Annotated in this window: 11 protein-coding genes; 2 read left to right on the forward strand and 9 right to left on the reverse strand. The window is 43.6% G+C overall.

The window, feature by feature from the left end; genetic code table 11:
• Positions 1 to 76: 76 nt before the first annotated feature.
• Both A3860_RS38255 and A3860_RS38260 read right to left on the reverse strand, forming a co-directional pair.
• A complete protein-coding gene (locus A3860_RS38255) occupies positions 77 to 3577 on the reverse strand; it encodes an alpha-L-rhamnosidase (protein WP_081155873.1) in 3501 nt (1166 codons plus the stop codon).
• Between the two features lie 157 nt (positions 3578 to 3734).
• Positions 3735 to 6146, reverse strand: coding sequence for a sugar-binding domain-containing protein (locus A3860_RS38260; protein WP_081155874.1), 2412 nt, complete (start codon positions 6144 to 6146; stop codon positions 3735 to 3737).
• An 89-nt stretch (positions 6147 to 6235) separates the two neighbouring features.
• Between A3860_RS38260 and A3860_RS38265 the strand changes: the two genes are divergently transcribed.
• A complete protein-coding gene (locus A3860_RS38265; protein ID WP_245843718.1) occupies positions 6236 to 6826 on the forward strand; it encodes a hypothetical protein in 591 nt (196 codons plus the stop codon).
• Positions 6827 to 6970: 144 nt separating this feature from the next.
• Here the strand turns inward: A3860_RS38265 and A3860_RS38270 are convergent, their stop codons facing one another.
• The 3 genes from A3860_RS38270 to A3860_RS38280 all read right to left on the reverse strand — a co-directional run bounded on the left by A3860_RS38270 (position 6971) and on the right by A3860_RS38280 (position 9835).
• Positions 6971 to 8893, reverse strand: a complete 1923-nt coding sequence (locus A3860_RS38270; RefSeq protein WP_143774474.1) for a tetratricopeptide repeat-containing sensor histidine kinase — start codon at positions 8891 to 8893, stop codon at positions 6971 to 6973.
• A 194-nt stretch (positions 8894 to 9087) separates the two neighbouring features.
• Positions 9088 to 9342: a hypothetical protein gene (locus A3860_RS38275; RefSeq protein ID WP_143774475.1), complete on the reverse strand. Its 255-nt coding sequence runs from the start codon at positions 9340 to 9342 to the stop codon at positions 9088 to 9090.
• A gap of 97 nt (positions 9343 to 9439) precedes the next feature.
• On the reverse strand, positions 9440 to 9835 hold the full coding sequence (locus A3860_RS38280; RefSeq protein WP_081155877.1) for a putative quinol monooxygenase: 396 nt from the start codon (positions 9833 to 9835) through the stop codon (positions 9440 to 9442).
• Positions 9836 to 9919: 84 nt separating this feature from the next.
• Between A3860_RS38280 and A3860_RS38285 the strand changes: the two genes are divergently transcribed.
• Positions 9920 to 10318, forward strand: a complete 399-nt coding sequence (locus A3860_RS38285; protein ID WP_081155878.1) for a (R)-mandelonitrile lyase — start codon at positions 9920 to 9922, stop codon at positions 10316 to 10318.
• Between the two features lie 313 nt (positions 10319 to 10631).
• Here A3860_RS38285 and A3860_RS38290 read toward each other — a convergent pair whose 3' ends face one another.
• The 4 genes from A3860_RS38290 to A3860_RS38310 all read right to left on the reverse strand — a co-directional run bounded on the left by A3860_RS38290 (position 10632) and on the right by A3860_RS38310 (position 17276).
• On the reverse strand, positions 10632 to 12167 hold the full coding sequence (locus A3860_RS38290; protein WP_081155879.1) for a RagB/SusD family nutrient uptake outer membrane protein: 1536 nt from the start codon (positions 12165 to 12167) through the stop codon (positions 10632 to 10634).
• An 11-nt stretch (positions 12168 to 12178) separates the two neighbouring features.
• Positions 12179 to 15391 carry a SusC/RagA family TonB-linked outer membrane protein gene (locus tag A3860_RS38295; RefSeq protein ID WP_081155880.1) on the reverse strand — a complete coding sequence of 1071 codons (3213 nt, stop codon included), beginning with the start codon at positions 15389 to 15391 and terminating at the stop codon, positions 12179 to 12181.
• Positions 15392 to 15980: 589 nt separating this feature from the next.
• The gene (locus tag A3860_RS38305; RefSeq protein WP_081155882.1) at positions 15981 to 16370 is read right to left on the reverse strand and encodes a nuclear transport factor 2 family protein; all 390 of its coding nucleotides are present in this window, start codon (positions 16368 to 16370) and stop codon (positions 15981 to 15983) included.
• A gap of 66 nt (positions 16371 to 16436) precedes the next feature.
• Positions 16437 to 17276: an MBL fold metallo-hydrolase gene (locus A3860_RS38310; RefSeq protein WP_081155883.1), complete on the reverse strand. Its 840-nt coding sequence runs from the start codon at positions 17274 to 17276 to the stop codon at positions 16437 to 16439.
• Positions 17277 to 17325: the final 49 nt, after the last annotated feature.

Below are 17325 nucleotides of genomic sequence, written 5' to 3' on the forward strand. Positions count from 1 at the left end.
ACAATGATACCAAACAAAAAGGTCCCGGTGCGCCAGCTGACGCATCGGGACCCTTCTTTTCACAAAAAAATATTGTCTATAAACTTACCTGTATATCATAATCTCCTGATTGTAACGTAAAAACATATTTGCCGCCGTTAGACCGTACCAGTTTTACCCCCCTTAATGATAGCACCGGATTAACACCCGCACTAATATTCTGAATGGAGCCTGCCTTTAAATAAAGCGTTGCCGTGGTATTGGCAGGAACCGAAAAATGATAATAACAGCTTTTCCCTTTTATCTCCCACCCGCTTTCAATACGGCCATACAGGGAGTTATAATGCCCTTTAGCCCAGGTCATTTTTCCGGTTGGGTCTGGTTGTGGGCGCAGTACAAAATGCTTAAAGCCGGGAAAGGCCTCATCCCGTTCAATGCCCAAAGAATAATTATACATCCAGGCGCCCACGGCGCCAAATGAATAGTGATTGAATGAATTCATGCGGTTATTTCCACCAAAACCGGCTGAATGCGTATAGGAATTCAGCCGCTCCCAAATGGTTGTGGCGCCCTGCTCTACCGGGTACAACCACGAAGGATAGGTCGTTTGCTGAAGCAGCTCATAAGCAATCTTTTCAGAGCCGTTATCTGATAAGGCTTTGTTGATCCAGGCGGTGCCAATAAAACCGGTCATCAAAGAATTGGGTGGGCAAACGGTACCATCATCGGCTTTATTTTCCCGGGCAATGCCTGCTACAAAACTTTTCACTATTGCTGGTTTATTCTTTTCGTCAAAAATATTGAAGGCCAGTGGCAACACGTAGGAGGTTTGGGTGTCGATGGTTCTTCCGCGAAAAGCGGTTTTGCCAGTTGCAGGGTCAACATATGTTTTATTGAAGAAGATCTTCCTGTCAGCGCCTTTTTTCATGAACCAGGCGGCATCTTCCTTTTTATTTAAAACACCGGCTATTCTGGACATTATTTCCAGATCATAAATAAAGTAACTCTCCCACAACAGCGTTTTTTCTGACCGATCGTATTCGGGGCTCAACCAGTCGCCCAGTGCCCACCATTCCTTACTGATCCTGTCATCCAGCACATTTGTTACGGGATCAATGCTGCGGACCAAAAAAGTCATGTATGCTTTCATCGCATCGTAGTGTTCTACGAGCATTTCCTTATCATTAAACTGCTGATAGCTTTCCCATGCTACAGTTATCCCTGCGCTGCCCCATAGTACACCGCCAAAACCGCCGCCCAATGGCGCCACATCCGAAAAACGCCCATCTTCCCGTTGTACATCACGCATAGCCCGCATATGCCTGCGAAAAAATTGCGGAACAGCAGCCAGGTAAGTGGCGGTACGGGAAAATACAGAGATATCGCCGCTCCACCCCAACCGTTCATTCCGTTGCGGACAGTCAGTTGGTATAGACATGAAATTGGCATACATCGACCAGGTGATATTTTCCCAAAGCTTATTAACTGTTATATTCGAAGTTGTATAGGCCGATGTTAATTCCTGTACAGAACTTAACACGGCTCCTTTAACTGCCTCAACTGGTAATGGTGCTGAAATGCCGGTGATCTCTATATAACGGTAACCATGCGTGGTAAAGGAAGGATTGATCATTTCATTCCCACCTTTTGTGATATAAATATCCTGCGCCATAGCCGCACGGATGTTTTCCAGCATGATCATCCCGGCATTTTCCTTATAGCCAGGCAGATCAGGATATAACACTTCTGCAAACCGCAGGGTTATTCGTTTTCCCGGTTCCATCCCCTGCAAACTGATCTTTGGTACGCCTGCCATATTCTGCCCCATATCGTACACAAAAACGCCGGGGTGCACTTCTTTTACTGATACTGCCGCCAGTTCTTTTATTTCTTTCACCGGCTCACCAAACTGACCCGTCAACACCAGACCGCTATAATCATCGACCATTGGCATATTGACGGCTTTATTTTTTTCGTCCTTACTGATATGATCTTCCAGACCGGTCTCTACAGCATTTTGCCATTTGTTATCAACATATGCCGCCGTACTCCAGCCGGCTGTCAATGTTTCTTTGGAGGCATCGTATACTTCACCCTGAAAAAAACTACTGTATAGTATTGGCCCATCATTAAAATATTTCCAGATAGCAGGGTCTGTTACCATACTGTCTTCTTTTCCGTTAGCATAGGTGATCACGAGTTTTGCCAGCAGGGATTGCCGGTCGCCAAAGAAATTCCAGAAATCACCCATATAGGTGGCGCCCCCACTCCACCATCCTTCGCCCAGTATTGCGCCGATCGCATTTTTACCAGGCAGCAAATAATCGGTTACATCATACGTCTGGTACAAATGTGTTTTGTTATATTGAGTAAGACCCGGATTGAAATAATCATTTCCAATCCGTTTTCCATTCAGATAAATTTCATAGATACCACGTGCTGTTACATACAAACGCGCCTTTGCTATGGGTGTTGTTGATGGCGAAAATGTCGTTCGCAGCATGGGCATGGAATTTCTTGTTGGATCTGCGATCACAAAAGCATCCGAGTTTATTGCTGCTATCGGCGTGTCTGCTATAGAGACCAATACATTGCCCGGACTGCGATAATTCCTGATCTCGACGTTTGAGAAATAAGCGGCCTGTCCTTTAGGTACCGAAAAACCAATATTAGCCAGTACCGGAAAAGCAATAAAATCACCGCCTTTGCCTAATGGATTAAGATTGATATTCCCTATCCCGTTCTCTTTCGACTGGCCATCTATATAAATTTGTGTATCCCCTAAAACGGAAGAAAGATATACGGTATGTTTCCCGTATTTGTTCTTATCATTAATAAGGGATAAGGGAATAGAGAAAGTTTTAAATGGAAGCTCTTTTTTATCGCTGTGATCGTATCCCACGCGGTAGAGAAGCAATTTGGCAGCATCGTTATTCGACAGCACGGCAATATCAAGCTCAACCAATATATAGGAACTGTCTTTTTTATTTTCCAGTTTATACAAATTCTTATTCGGGTCCATTAACCGGTTATCATTGGCGCCATATACAAACCCGGCCCGCGTAGTTTGAGAAGCTTCATCTAATTGCAGCGTAAAATTCAGGTTGAAAACAGGCAGGTATTGTGCATATAATACCATGTTCTTATCACCGCCGCCGATCCACCGGGCCCCGCTCCATGCAGAAAGTCCCCCGCCCTTGCGGGAGTTCATTAACCCCGTTTCAAACCAGGAAGCTGCAGTATGCTTTTTTTTAAGCTGGTCCCAAACGATCAGCTTCCAGTTATAACGGGTACGCGGTTGTAACCGTGCACCCGTATATTTTATATTCAATGAAATATCGCTGTTGTTCTTCCCGGAGTTCCAGACTATTTGCCTTCGTTCATCTGTAATTATTATTTGCCAGGCAGTTTGGGAGCACCCGCCTTTTTCTGCTTGCATTTGCCAGCTGAACCGGGGCTTTTCAATATCAATGCCTAACGGCGTTGTTGTATATTCAGTTTTCAGGTTTACAATACGTACGTCCTGGGCTTGCAATAAACCCGGTAATAAGGTGGCAGAAAACAATAAAAGCAGGTAGACAATACAGGATCTAAGCATATGTTACAAGCATCGGATTCATCTAACAATGAAGGCGCCGGAAGATCGATGACCGGCGCCGGATGCCTGCAAGATAATATTTTTCAAGAAAGCGTATAATTGACATTTACGAGTAAATATGGGCCCTCGGGCCGGCTGAAATGCAAAAAGGTTTTAATTATTTAATAGCCTTAAGGGTTAAGTTTGCAGCTGATAAACCGGGCGAGCTTACCATCAGATTAATATTGCCTTCCTGATGTGTGCTTTTAATTACAATCAGGGCACGCCCTTTCCATACATTCCGTATGTCGCTGACATAGGGATCGGGATCTTTCAGGTTAGCATTAGCAGAACCGGCGATAACACCTGGTCCTTCTATTTTTAACAATAACAGGCTTTCTGCATTGGGCTGAAGATTTCCTTCCGCATCGGTTATTTCAATCGTAACAAAGGAAAGGTCCTGTCCATTAGCCTGAATGCCTGAACGGTCTGCAATAAGCTTTATGCTGGCAGGATTCCTGGCAGTCTTCAATACAGTAGCTTTTTTCTCCTTGTTATTGTCAACACCTACTGCTTTTAACAACCCGGGCGCATAAGGCAATGTAAAAACAGCTTTGAATTGCTGTTCCATGCCTGTTGGTTGTTCGCCAATGAGTTTATTATTCAAATAAAGGCGAACCGACTGGTATCTTGAATACACCTCAACCTGGATCTCTTTTCCTTCATGGCCGGGCCAGGTCCAGCTTTCCCAGGTAGGCCAAACAGCCCAACTGGTTAGTTTAATGGGTCCATTATCGGGGTTAGGCTCTTTTACAGCCATATAGAGCTTCTTATTATCGTTGTACAACAGATCGCGATAATGTGATATAGGCTTCCTGTAACCAGTAAGATCAATATCGCCGCAATAAGCGCCATGCCAGGGATAGAAATTCTTTTCCCAATGCTGGCCATCCGGTTCACCGGGATAATAATACCGGCCAATAGATGACTCGCCTAAATAATCCATGGCCGTCCAAACAAAATCGCCGATGATATAGGTATTATCGTTTATCAATTTCCAGTTAGCGAAAGCATCTTTCGGATACGATTCTGTTTGAACAATAATGCGGGAGGGCACGCGCTGGTGATCGGCCGGCGCCCGGTGTAACTGGTAGTTATAGCCGCCGATATCATGGGCCGCAAAAAGCGGATCAAATAGCTCCCATTCTTTATCCCAGGTGGTCATGGCCGAAGTTACCGGGCGGGTGGCATCAAGCTGGTGGCAAAGACCGGCCAGGTTATTGGCAGTCGTAATTGCTTCAGCTTTTTTACGCTCGATGATCTCATTGCCAATACTCCACATAATAATGGATGGATGGTTGCGATCGCGCAGCACCATAGAGCCGAGGTCGCGCTGCCACCAGTCATCAAAATATTTTGCATAGTCGTTGGGCGTTTTCTTTTCGCGCCAGCCATCGAACGACTCATCAATTACCAGCAGCCCTAACCGGTCACAGGCATCTAAAAACGCTTCTGAAGGCGGGTTGTGGGAAGTACGCACGGTATTAAACCCTGCCAATTTCAGCAGTTCCACCTTTCTTGTTTCGGCCCGGTCGTAAGCCGCTGCGCCGAGGCAACCATTATCATGATGCACACAGCCACCATTGAGGATTATCTTTTTCCCATTTAACCGGAACCCGTTCTCCACATCGAATGACGTGGAGCGTATGCCGAAAGCCTGACTGATGCTATCGATAGCCACCCTTCCTTTTAGCATCTTTATTTGCGCTTTATACGTAATGGGCGTTTGAGGCGACCAAAGCCGCGGGTTACTCACGGTTATTTGTTGCGTTACTTCCTTTATTCCATTAGCAGGTAAATCTACTGTAAGCTCATTATTGCCCGCCGCTTTTGACTGCTGACAGGCAAGCAGTGTATGCAGGATGATGCGTTGCGGTTGATCAGTTTCATTTTTTATACTTGTTCTAACGGCAACGGTCGCTTTAGCTTTGCTTATTTCAGGCGTGGTGATCGTTACGCCCCATTGGTCAATATGAATAGCACTGGTCACCAACAGCTTTACATGCCGGTAAATACCCGAACCGCTATACCAGCGGCAATTTTTTTGTTGGGAATTATCTACCTTAACCGAGATAATATTTTCTTTACCGAAATTCAGGTGGGGAGTTAATTCATAGGAAAAAGAAGAAAACCCATAAGGATGAATACCCAATGATTGTCCGTTTATAAACACTTCGGAATTCATATATACGCCTTCGAAATAAATGGAGAGGTGCTTTCCCTTCCACGCAGCCGGAACTATAAATCTTTTGCGGTACCAGCCGGTTCCGGCGGGGAAATAGCCGCCATCGTTACCTGAGGCGTTCAGCGAATCCACCCTTCCTTCAATACTCCAGTCGTGTGGCAGATCAAGGTTTCGCCAGTTATTATCGTTAAAATCAACGTTGCGGGCATCGGGGTGATCGCCCAGGGAGAATTTCCAGTTGTAATCAAAAAGTTGTGTGCGGTTATTGGTGAGTTTTTGAGCATTGACTGCAATAGAATATACAACCAGCAATATCGTTAGGGGAATCTTAATACATTTGATCATAGCGACCGAAGATAATAAGATTTTCCATTTGTATAAAAGCCAGCCCTTTACCGACGGCCCGCTGTAGTAAATTTTTGTAACTTTAGTTTATGGAAAACAAGCAACTGCGCCCACTTTCCGAATTCAATACCGAACTGAAGCAAAAGGGCTTCACCGTGTTCCAGATCGAAAGTGATGGCCATGCAACCCGTATTTACAGCAGAAAGGATTTCTATAAGATCTGCCTCACCACCGGCAAAAGCATCATTCACTACGCCGACCGCAGTTTTGAAACAGAGGGCACTGTATTATTCTTTGGTAACCCGCATATCCCCTATTCATGGCAGACAATCTCCACCAGCTATGTGGGATATACCGTTCTGTTTGCAGAAGATTTTTTAAAGCCGGGCGAACGGTCAGAAAGCCTTCAACAATCACCGCTGTTCAAGCTGGGCGGCACGCCCATTTTTAATATAACGGTAGAACAACGGGAGTTCCTGAATACCATTTTCAAAAAAATGATCGACGAGCAACAAACCGATTATGCCTACAAAGATGAGCTCATCCGCAATTATATTAATTTAATCATCCACGAAGCGTTAAAACTGCAGCCCTCGGAGAACTTCGACAAACGTAAGAACGCTGCATTCCGACTCACTTCCGTATTCCTTGAATTGTTGGATTCCTGCGAAGCTCATTAAAGCGATCGATTAAAAACACCTATTTTTCGTTAGGATATAATAGTGCACCGCTATTTTAAAATCTGTCAGTGAGCCCCAGGAGAGGAACCGGCAGAGCGGCTGTCGTTTTTGATTTTCTGCCGGTGATGCTCTTAACTTATAATACTACCCCGGGTCTGAAACAGCCGGCAGGGTAAAATAGAACCGGCTGCCTTTGCCCTGTTCACTTTCAATACTAAACCGGCCGTTGTTCGCTTCGGCAAATTCATGGCACAACAGCATCCCCAGGCCTGTACCTCTTTCATTGGCGGTACCATAGGTAGTAACGCTTTCTTTGCGGCCAAGCTTCCTCAATACGTCTGCAGGTATTCCTATACCAGTATCAGCTACGCATATCTCAACTACAGCGCCTGCTGTTTTGCTATTTATAGTGATGGTGTCGCCGGCATTGCAAAACTTAATGGCATTTCCAACCAGGTTACGGATCATTACCTGTACCATATTTTTATCAGCCCAAACCAGTAAAGCCGGATGAATGTCATTTTTCATTGAGATCTTTTTATCAGCCGCCTGTTTTATAAAAAGCCCCATTGTATCGCTTACCAGTTGATGTACAGGCAACTCAACCGGCGAAACAATCCTGCCATCGAGCTGGCTGCCGGCCCATGAAAGCATATTGCTGACCAGTTCAGCAGAATAATTAACATCCTGCCCCAGCTCTTCCATAACCTCCTTTATAACTTCTTCCGGCAGTTCATTTGCATTAAGCAGGGCAAGCATATTCCTTAATGAATGCAGCGGCATTTTGAGATCATGGGCAATAATGGAGAACAATTTATCTTTTTGCTTATTATTCAACATCACCAATACTGCCTGTTGCTCAATTTCTTCATTCATGGCTGCCAGTAGCTGGTTGTGCTTTTGTTTGGCCGCCCTGCTACGGCACAACAAAAAGGCCAGTACGCTTAAAAAAAGGATCATTAAAACGGCTATATAGAGCAGAAGTTGATGCAGCGCATCTTTTTTCTTCTGCTCTTCTTTTAGCCGGCTTTCCTTTTTTTCGTATTCATATTTCGCTTCAAGCTGGCCGGTCTTTTTCAGCATTGTTTCATTTAACACACTATCCGAAGCCTCTTTATACGCCCTGAAATATTTCAGTGCGCTGCTCGCATCGCCCTTGGCTTCGTAAATATCAGCCAGTAACAGGTCGGCTTCTTTGATATAATTTTCCCCCCTGATCTCAGTTGCCTGTCTCAGGCCCAGTTGTGCGTATTGCAATGCGTTCCGGTGATCCTTCAACTTAAAATACGTTTGGGCCAGTGCAATGGCATTGCGCATTTGCCGCATCTTATCATCGGTATGGCTAAAAAATTCTTTAGTGCGTAAAAACCGGCTCAGCGCTTCTTTGTACAAACCTTCCCTGAATAATACAATACCTATATTGTCGTTCGAAACTACTACCGAATAATTGTCTTTCATAGCTGTTGCAACAGCTAATGCCCGCTGGTAATATTGTAAGGCTTTTTCATATTGCTTTTTGTTTTCCCATACTCCCCCGTATGAAATTAAAGCTTTATGCCAGTTTAGACTATCACGCATTTTTTCAAAAATATCACCCGCCTTCTTCAATAACACCATTTCCTCATCATATTTTCCCATATCGTTATAATACCTGGTGGCCATATTTATGCTTGCCTTGGCTATGCTTATAGGATCGTTGATCTTTTCGGCAATGGTCAGCGCCTGTTGATAGCACGATAACATGCTGGCGTAATCACCGATCAATAAATAAGCATTTCCTTTCAATCGTAAACTTGCCGATGCGCCTTTGCCATAACCCATTTGTTCAGCATATGCGAGGGCTTTATTGCTATACAGAAATACACTATCGGCATTGATGCGGTAATAGGCAAAGGCCAGGCTATCGAGTATATCAATGTAGGCCGTATCTTTTGCAAAATTCTTGTTGGCCTGCATTTGCAGCATTATCCGCCGCAGATGGGGAATATCAGCCGACTGTGCATGCAGCTGCTGTTTTAATAGCAATGAAAAGATCAAAGCCAATATCATATTACCAGGTGTGTTCACACATCAATGATAATCATTTTCATGACTAATCACGAGGCAACACCCATATTTTCATGTTATTGCACATGAGCTATTGTGGAACATATTGACAAATACAGATCACGCCGTCAAAATATAAGGGATAGCCGTATTGCACAAGCTATTGATTACATCAATGAGAATTTGAGTGATAGTAGAGTGAAGCACCTGATCTATTAACTCAGCGCATCATGCAATTGTTCCAGGTCATACATGATATCATCGATCTGCTGAAGCTGTTTTTTATTTTTGCGAAACCATGTCCATATACCAACTCCCAGTATATAAGCTGTAGTAAGTCCTAAAGCGGTCAATGTAAACAAAACCGACCCCTTACTCGTAACTTCCACTATATAAAAGCTTACAGCAAGCCATATAAGCACACTGTAAATCCATACATATCTTGTCAGCACCTGTCGCTGCCATTTCAACTTGCTGATCTGGTAGTCAATAAACTCAGCACTGAGGATAAGGTATGCAAGACAGAAGGGTGCGTTCTATCTCAACCTTTATGACAGGCCAGACAGTTTATTGTTGTTTTTTTGCTTCGAAAACAATTGGAATAACATCTACTAATTCAAGGGACTTCACCATACCCCCTGTACCCGTTTTATATTTTTTAAAATGTGGTGTTTGAATGTGTGATTCATAAGCTTGCTTACTGGCATAGGTTTCAAATACGGTAACATGCGTCGGTTTATTCTTATCATAAACCGCATACATTCTTAACACGCCGGGTTCCAAACGAACAGCTGTTTCTATTCCTTCTTTGAGTGCAGCTTTATAATTTTCAAGTTGCGTGGAATCAACAATAATTTTTGCAATGCGTACATATGGATCCCGGGTTTGTGCGAAGGAAACATTGTACATAAATGTAAGTATGAAGAAAAAATGGGCCAATAAAATACAACGGAATTTTGTCATACTATGAAGTTACAAAATATAGTACCTTGCCGCAATACCTATAAATACTATATTGGGTTCATCGTAAAAATATAAAAACCAGCTATGCAAATAACAAGAGTAGGCGCAATGCCTTCTGCCAAAGGACCAGGAGATTGGTTTACCGGATCAGTAAGAATAGATCCTTTATTCGATGCCAATGATGCAAGAAGGGCTGCAGCAGCCAGCGTTACCTTTGAGCCGGGGGCAAGAACAGCCTGGCATACGCACCCGCTCGGACAAACGTTGATCATAACGGCCGGTTGCGGTTGGATGCAACGTGAGGGCGGCCCGGTTGAAGAAGTATATCCCGGCGATGTAGTTTGGTTTGCACCCAATGAAAAGCACTGGCATGGCGCTACGGCAACAAATGGAATGACACATATTGCCATACAGGAAAATCTGAATGGCAAAGTGGTTGACTGGATGGAGCAGGTAACCGACGAACAATATAATGCTGAATAATCAGGTTCAATTACAAAAACCAAATTCAACGAAAATGCTGCCAGCCAGGTATTGCAGGCGGTTTTGAAAGAACGACCGTAGCATAACGCAGCCCCAAAAATAACGGAACGCAGCAACGCTTCCCAGAACGAGACCATTGAACAAGCGTTGATATTTCCCAAAACTTAAGTAAGCACAGCACCTGTATACACATTAAAAGGGCTGCCCAAAATTTCTTTTGGGGCAGCCACTTTTACGGTTGCATGAAGGAAGAAAAAACACTCAACAGGAACGGTTAAAAAATAAGTTTTCCCTGCGCATCACGCGCTTACTATTATTCTGCCAGTGTATTAAAATCTGTTTCTTTCAACGGAAGTTTCCAGGTCCATTTGTTGTTGGCATCAGGTGTAATGGTTAGTGCCAGGCTCGTAATGAAATTACCTCCATTGGCATACGTTTTTCTATTGATAGGGTCATTCCATCTTTTCATATCAAACCAATCGAATCCTTCACCCCATAATTCAATAGCCCTGTACAGTTTAATTTCATCGAGCAGCGCAGTGCCTGTTTTGGTGCAGGTATAGCTGGCATTACGCCCCGATGTGTTATTCAGCGCCACCAGCAAATTCTGCACTTCTGCATCCGGTTTACCCTGGCGGTATTTAGCTTCGGCTTCAATGAGGTACATTTCGGCCGATCTGAAGTGATTGAGATTACCTACACCCGGTTGATCGTTGGCAGCAATTTTAAACTGCATATAGGCATATACGCTTGCGGTGCTGTTCAAAGACGGACGCGTGGTGAATGCATATTTATACAGCAGCGTAGATGAAGCCGCATTTCCGGTTGAGGTTGTATAGGTATAACCCGTAGGATCGAGGAACAAACTCCTGCGCATGTCGGTTGATGGTATTTTATTATACAATTCCCGGCTGATCATTTTGGGTGTAGTTCTCACTGCACTGGCGCTGGAATTATAGGCGATATAGGCAAAATAGGAATAAAAGTATAAGGTTTCATCCGAAGCGCCATAGCTACCCCATATCCATTCCCGGTTTGGCGTACAAAATCCGGCATTGTACTCGGTGTTGGTCATAAGTGGATAGCCATCCATTGCCTTCACAGCATAGGTTTCGGCATTCGCATAATCCTGCCGCGTTAATGCCGCTCTTGCATAAATGGCATAGGCAACACTGGCATCAACTTCATAATTTTTTGTTCTTTTCAACCCCGAGCTTGTATACAATGCAATTGCCTGATCCAGATCGGCATAGATCTGTTTATAGCTATCTTCCAGATTGGCACGTGCCTGATCGCCATTTGATTCATCGGTTCTCAACACAATACCAGGTGTAGAGCCGCCATGCGAATCGTCCCAGCGATTGCCGTACAGTTGCACCAGCATTAAAAAGCAATATGCCCTGTAGGTTAACGCCTGCGCTTTGATAAAATCCTTTTGCGTTGAAGCGCCGGTAGCTTCATCTACATGCAATATGATGGTATTGGCATTTCCTATTATTTTGTAATAGTAATACCAGGGATAATAACAGTAAACGCTTATGGTATTATCGTTATAAGTAGAATTGATAATAGGCGCCCAGCTCGAAAGGTTTATCGAAAAATGATTACCGGGATAATTCCCATAATACATTTTGATGGTACCTTCCCCATTAAAGCCCTGCGTACTAAGGTATTGCTGCGTCATCATTTTGGCCAGGCCGTTAACCGCCATTTTAGCATTATCGGTAGTTTCAAAAACGGTACCTATTGAAATAGCATTGGTAGGTTCTGTATCGAGGTAACTTTTTTTACAGCTCACGATCGACGAAACAGCCGTTACGATCAGTATATTTTTTAATAATTTTTTCATAGTACTTGTTTTTACAATCCAACATTTAACATGAATGATAATATCCTCGGCGTCACAAAAGCGTTGTCGCTTATTCCGGTATAAGACTGCTGTGGATTCATGCCCCTTAACTTTGTTCTGGTATACAGGTTTTCAACACTCACGCCAATCGACAGGGTCCTTAAAGGGATTGCGCTTAACAGCTCTTTTGATAATTTGTAGCTGAGGTTTACATTTTTCACTACGAAGTAAGAGCCATTCTGCAGGAACTGCGTTGAAGTAGCGTTGTTTTTGTCACTTCTGAAAAAGTCAACTACGGGAACGCCGGCTGCAATCCGGTCCGCTGAGGTTGCCGTCATATCTTTGGGCGCACCGTCCCAGGCTTTCAACAGGTTCTTATGTAAAGCCGAGGGCGTACCACTCATGCTCATTAAAGAAACATAAGAGTTGTCGTATGTTTTTCCTCCTATAGCATAAGTAAACAAACCGGCGAGGGTTAAGTTTTTATAAGTAAAAACAGGAGAAACGCTGCCGAATACATCAGGGATGGCACTACCGCTCCAGTCTCTTTTTGCATAGGTAGTATAAGTGGTGTAGGTTTGCCCGTTAATAGTTACAAGGTATTGTGCAGGTATTGGATTAGCCGCCGAATAAGTAACTGTATCGGGTAAATACAGGGCATTGCCGGTCATTTGATCAACCCCAACGTACTGAGCCAGCCAGAAGTCATAAACACCATGCCCTTCCATGATCTTCTTGGTGCCATTGATGATCCCATTTTCCTTGTTTTCATCGGGCAGCTTCATCACCCTGTTCTTCATGAAAGTAGCATTCGCGCCAAGGTTAAACCGAAAGTCATGCGTTCTTACCAGATCAACATCGAACGTAAATTCCCAGCCTCTGTTCGAAACCGAACCAATGTTCTTTGTAATTACAGAAACAGCGCTCGTTGTAGAGGTGGCGCCAGACGATAAAGGCAAATTCACATCAAAGATGAGGTTATGCGATTGTTTGTCGAAATACTCTACCATAAAATTAGCCCTGCCAAAGATCCGTCCTTCAATAGCAGCGCCATAAGAAGCGGATGTTTCCCAGATCAGGTTTTTGTTGGCATTCTGGCTTTTATACAGTGCTGAAGCATTACTATTCTGGTTCATATCGTACAATGGCATCCATGCGTAATAACTAATGCCGGCATCGCTTCCTACTTCACCATATGAAGTGCGCAGTTTCAGGGAATTGACCTTATCGGCAACAGATTCGAAGAAAGCCTCTTTAGATATCACCCAGCTACCGCCAACAGAAAAGAAATTACCCCATTTGCCAAAGAATTTCGACGACGCATCTCTTCTGTAAGAACCTTCGAGAAAGTATTTGTCGGCATAGTTATACCGGGCACGGCTGAAATAAGCTTCGGTGCGGTATACATCTTTGTAGTCGGTTAAGCTGGTAATGGTTGTAAAATTTTGCAGCTGTACTCCATTGGCAAATGATTCATTTGTTTTATAGGCATACAAATAATTGTAGTCATAGTTAAAATTTTCATGCCCAACCATTACATCAACGGAATGCGCATCGAGTTTTTTATTCCAGGTAAGCGACTCCCTTATGGTATAGTTCTGATACCTGTAGTTGTTACGGGAAGCCCGGCCATGATTGCCTGCACCATCGCCAATGATCGCATTGTTATAGATCTGTTCATCTTCAGTTCGTGCGTTCATATCAGTTGTTACACCCAATGTAAAATCCTTTAAAAAATTAATATTTACATAAGCCTGGCCCATCAGGGTATTTCTGAAAAACTGGTCTTTATTCAGTTCATTTTCCCAAATGGCATGGCGGCCAACATACTGGGTCCTTGAAGTAGTGCCATCATCATATAGTTTGTTACCAGGCGCATCAAGTGTATAATCGCCTGTGCCGGCCGTATGCAAGTGAACCGGATAAATAGGTGCAATGGTTCTGGAATAATAAATGGGATTCACAAAAGAGGTAGCGCTGCTTGTGGTAGCCGGGGTATTGTTAGCCATCTGGTGTGTGGCGCCAATATTGAAGCCATACTTCAACCATTTGGCCGCCTGCAATTCGGCGTTTATTCTACCTGAAAAACGTTTAAAGTCCGAATAAGAGATATACCCTTTTTCATCGAGATACCCTACTGAAAAATACAGGGAGTTCTTGTCAGAACCGGATCTTCCATTTAAGTTATAATCTGATCTTTGACCCAGGCGTTCATAGTCTTTGTACCAGTTAAGGTCTTCGGCGTAACCCGGTAAGATCTGTGCGTCGGACACCAGTTTACCGTTTGCATCGAACAAAGCATTATCTGGCTTATTATAGATATTCAGTTTTAAATAATCACTGATCAATGACTGGGTGGCTTTTGCACCGGCCACATCATCTGTAGGATATGTAGCGGGGTTAGAACTTTTGAGGTAATTCCTGTAGCCCTTCCACATGGTTTCCATAAACTCATTGGCATTCATCTTTTGATACTCATTGATCCCCTTGTCGTACACGCCCTGGTTCATTGTAAAGTTTAAACTGCTATTGCTTTTACCTCCCTTTTTGGTAGTCATGATAACAACCCCGTTAGAGGCCCTGCTGCCGTATAAAGCAGAAGAGGCAGCATCTTTCAGCACAGAAATACTTTCAATATCGGCAGGATTAATGTCGGCCACATTACCGCCAAAAGGAACACCATCAATAACATACAGCGGGTCGTTGCTATAATTCACAGAAGCAAATCCGCGAATACGCACAGTGGGGGAAGAGCCGGGTTGCCCCTGTGTATTATTAACCTGAATACCGGCCGCAGCGCCTTCCAAAGCAGCTATGGCATTCGTCAACGGTCGTTTTTCGAGCGAAGTTGCCGAAACGGTAGCAACCGCACCAGTTAATGATTGCTTACGGGCAGTGCCATATGCCACCACCACAATCTCATTCATGCTCTCTCCCTCAAGGGAAAGTGAAATATTAAATTCAGTCTCGTTGTTTACCTGAATTTCTTTTACGCTGTATCCAAGCGCAGAAACAACAAGCATTTTTGTGTCGGAAGGAATTTTTAAATGGAACTTACCTGCAGTGTCGGTTACAGTGCCAGTAGCGGAGGCTTTTACATTAATGGTGGCTCCGCCAATGGGAGCACCTTTTTCATCGGTTACTTTTCCTTTTATAACCTGCTGGGCCCATGCACCCGAAACAGTTATAAGGAATACAATAGTCATCAAAAGCAAATGTCTCATGAACTTTATGGTTTGGTTTACAATAGGGACAGGGCAAAAGATTCCCGGTAGCTTTCCTTTCCTGTTTTTTCGCTGTTCAGTCACAGGCATACGAATGCAGCCCGGCAATACACGACAGGAATGGAAAGCATATACTATGCTTTTCGACTATGGCATTAAATCAATGTGGTATGGAAAATCAATAGAAGCGTATATACTTATAAGAGTATACGCCAGGGTAAACCACCGGTTTATTTCACACCAGTAACATAATCATGTGGAGAATAACTCCTGTAGCAGGTTAGGTCCTCAAATGAGACGGGTAACAGTAAGTAAACAATCGTGTAGATGTAGCTATATTAGACTATATGATGCAGGACAAATATATGTTATGACTTTAAAGTATCATAACTTTATCGACTCAAATAAGTTGGATTTTTCATGTGTTTATGTAACACTTATTATTTGAAAATAAATCAGAGGATCGCTTCAGGAGAAACTACCGGCAGGATAAAATTTGATGGCATTACCAACCAGGGTTGCGGAATATTACCTGTATCATATTTTTATTAGCTCAAACCAGTAAAAGCCATGGCAGTTGCTGATGCCGTTAATTTATTGAATCGTTCACCGGCTGGCTGTCAACAAATTGTTCAAAGCTTATGATCTTTCCATCTTTCAATTTCCAAAGGTGAGCTACCCGGGCTTCAAAATATTTACCGGTTGTTTTATAGGTGCCGGAATAAGTACCATAGGCCACTACCCTGTCTTCATTGGCAACGTAATCTTCAGGGGTGAATTTATAATTGATCCATTCGCTGCCCAGCCTGCTGAAAACATTTTTAACTATACTGGCCAGGCCAACATAAGTGCCTGCGTAAGGAAAACCCCGGGCTTCGGTCCAGGAGATATTGTCAGCAACATGATTAGCCAGATTCTTCCCATTTTCTTCAGAAGTTTTTCCTTCATACGTGCTCCTGATAATTTCGAGATTTGTCATTGTTAGTTTTATTAAAAGAACAACCCGACAGTGCATCGGACACTGTCAGGGTTGAGATAATATATTTTACCATTTCATTTCACCGGTGTTCACTTTGGCGCCTATTTGCAGAGCGATATCAAAAGTCAATGCCGGGTATGTTGCCTTTAAGGTAGCGATGAGGGCTTCTGAAGTTTTATTAGCTTTCAAAGCATCTTCATAGTGCTGAATATAAGACTTTGTATGTTTCACTGCCGATAGATCAAACGGCGAATCTGATTTGGCGTGGGCAGGCACTACGATAGCCGGTTGCAGCGATTCAATTTTATCTAATACGCTTATCCATTGCTTACGGGCTGCTTCGGTTTGCGCATCGGCCATCCAAAGATGGAAGGTGGTCCCAAAAACGTTAATTCCGCCAATAACGGCTTTTATAGCCGGTATCCATACAAAGGTTTTTGCGGGAAATTCATCCAGGCCAATGATCTCCAGTTGCTGGCCTTCCAGCTCAATACTGTTACCTTTTAAAACCTGGGGCAGCACCACATTGGAAGTAATGTTTTTGCCTAATCTTTCTCCCCATACTTCCAGTTTCTTTTGAGCCGTAGCCTTAATATGTTCTACTGTGGCGGGTGCTGCATAAGCAGTAACCTCGGGAAAATATTTCTTGAACACTTCCAGTCCGAAATAAAAATCGGGATCACCGTGTGAAACATAAATGGTGGTGAGCTTTTTGCCGGAGTCCCTGAGCTCCCGGGCTACTTTTTCAGCATCAGCCAGGGTAAATTGAGCATCAATTAAAATGGCATCCCTTTTTCCTGATACAATTACCGATGCCACACCAAAGCTATTTTCAGAAGCGTTGTAAACCTGTAGTTTGAGATTGTTTGTTTCAATGGTTTTGAAACTTTGTGCCTGTACATCCATGTTGAGTAAAATTGAAATTGTTAATAATACGGCCGGTATAAATTACAGG

Source organism: Niastella vici, assembly GCF_002077945.1.
GTDB lineage: Bacteria > Bacteroidota > Bacteroidia > Chitinophagales > Chitinophagaceae > Niastella > Niastella vici.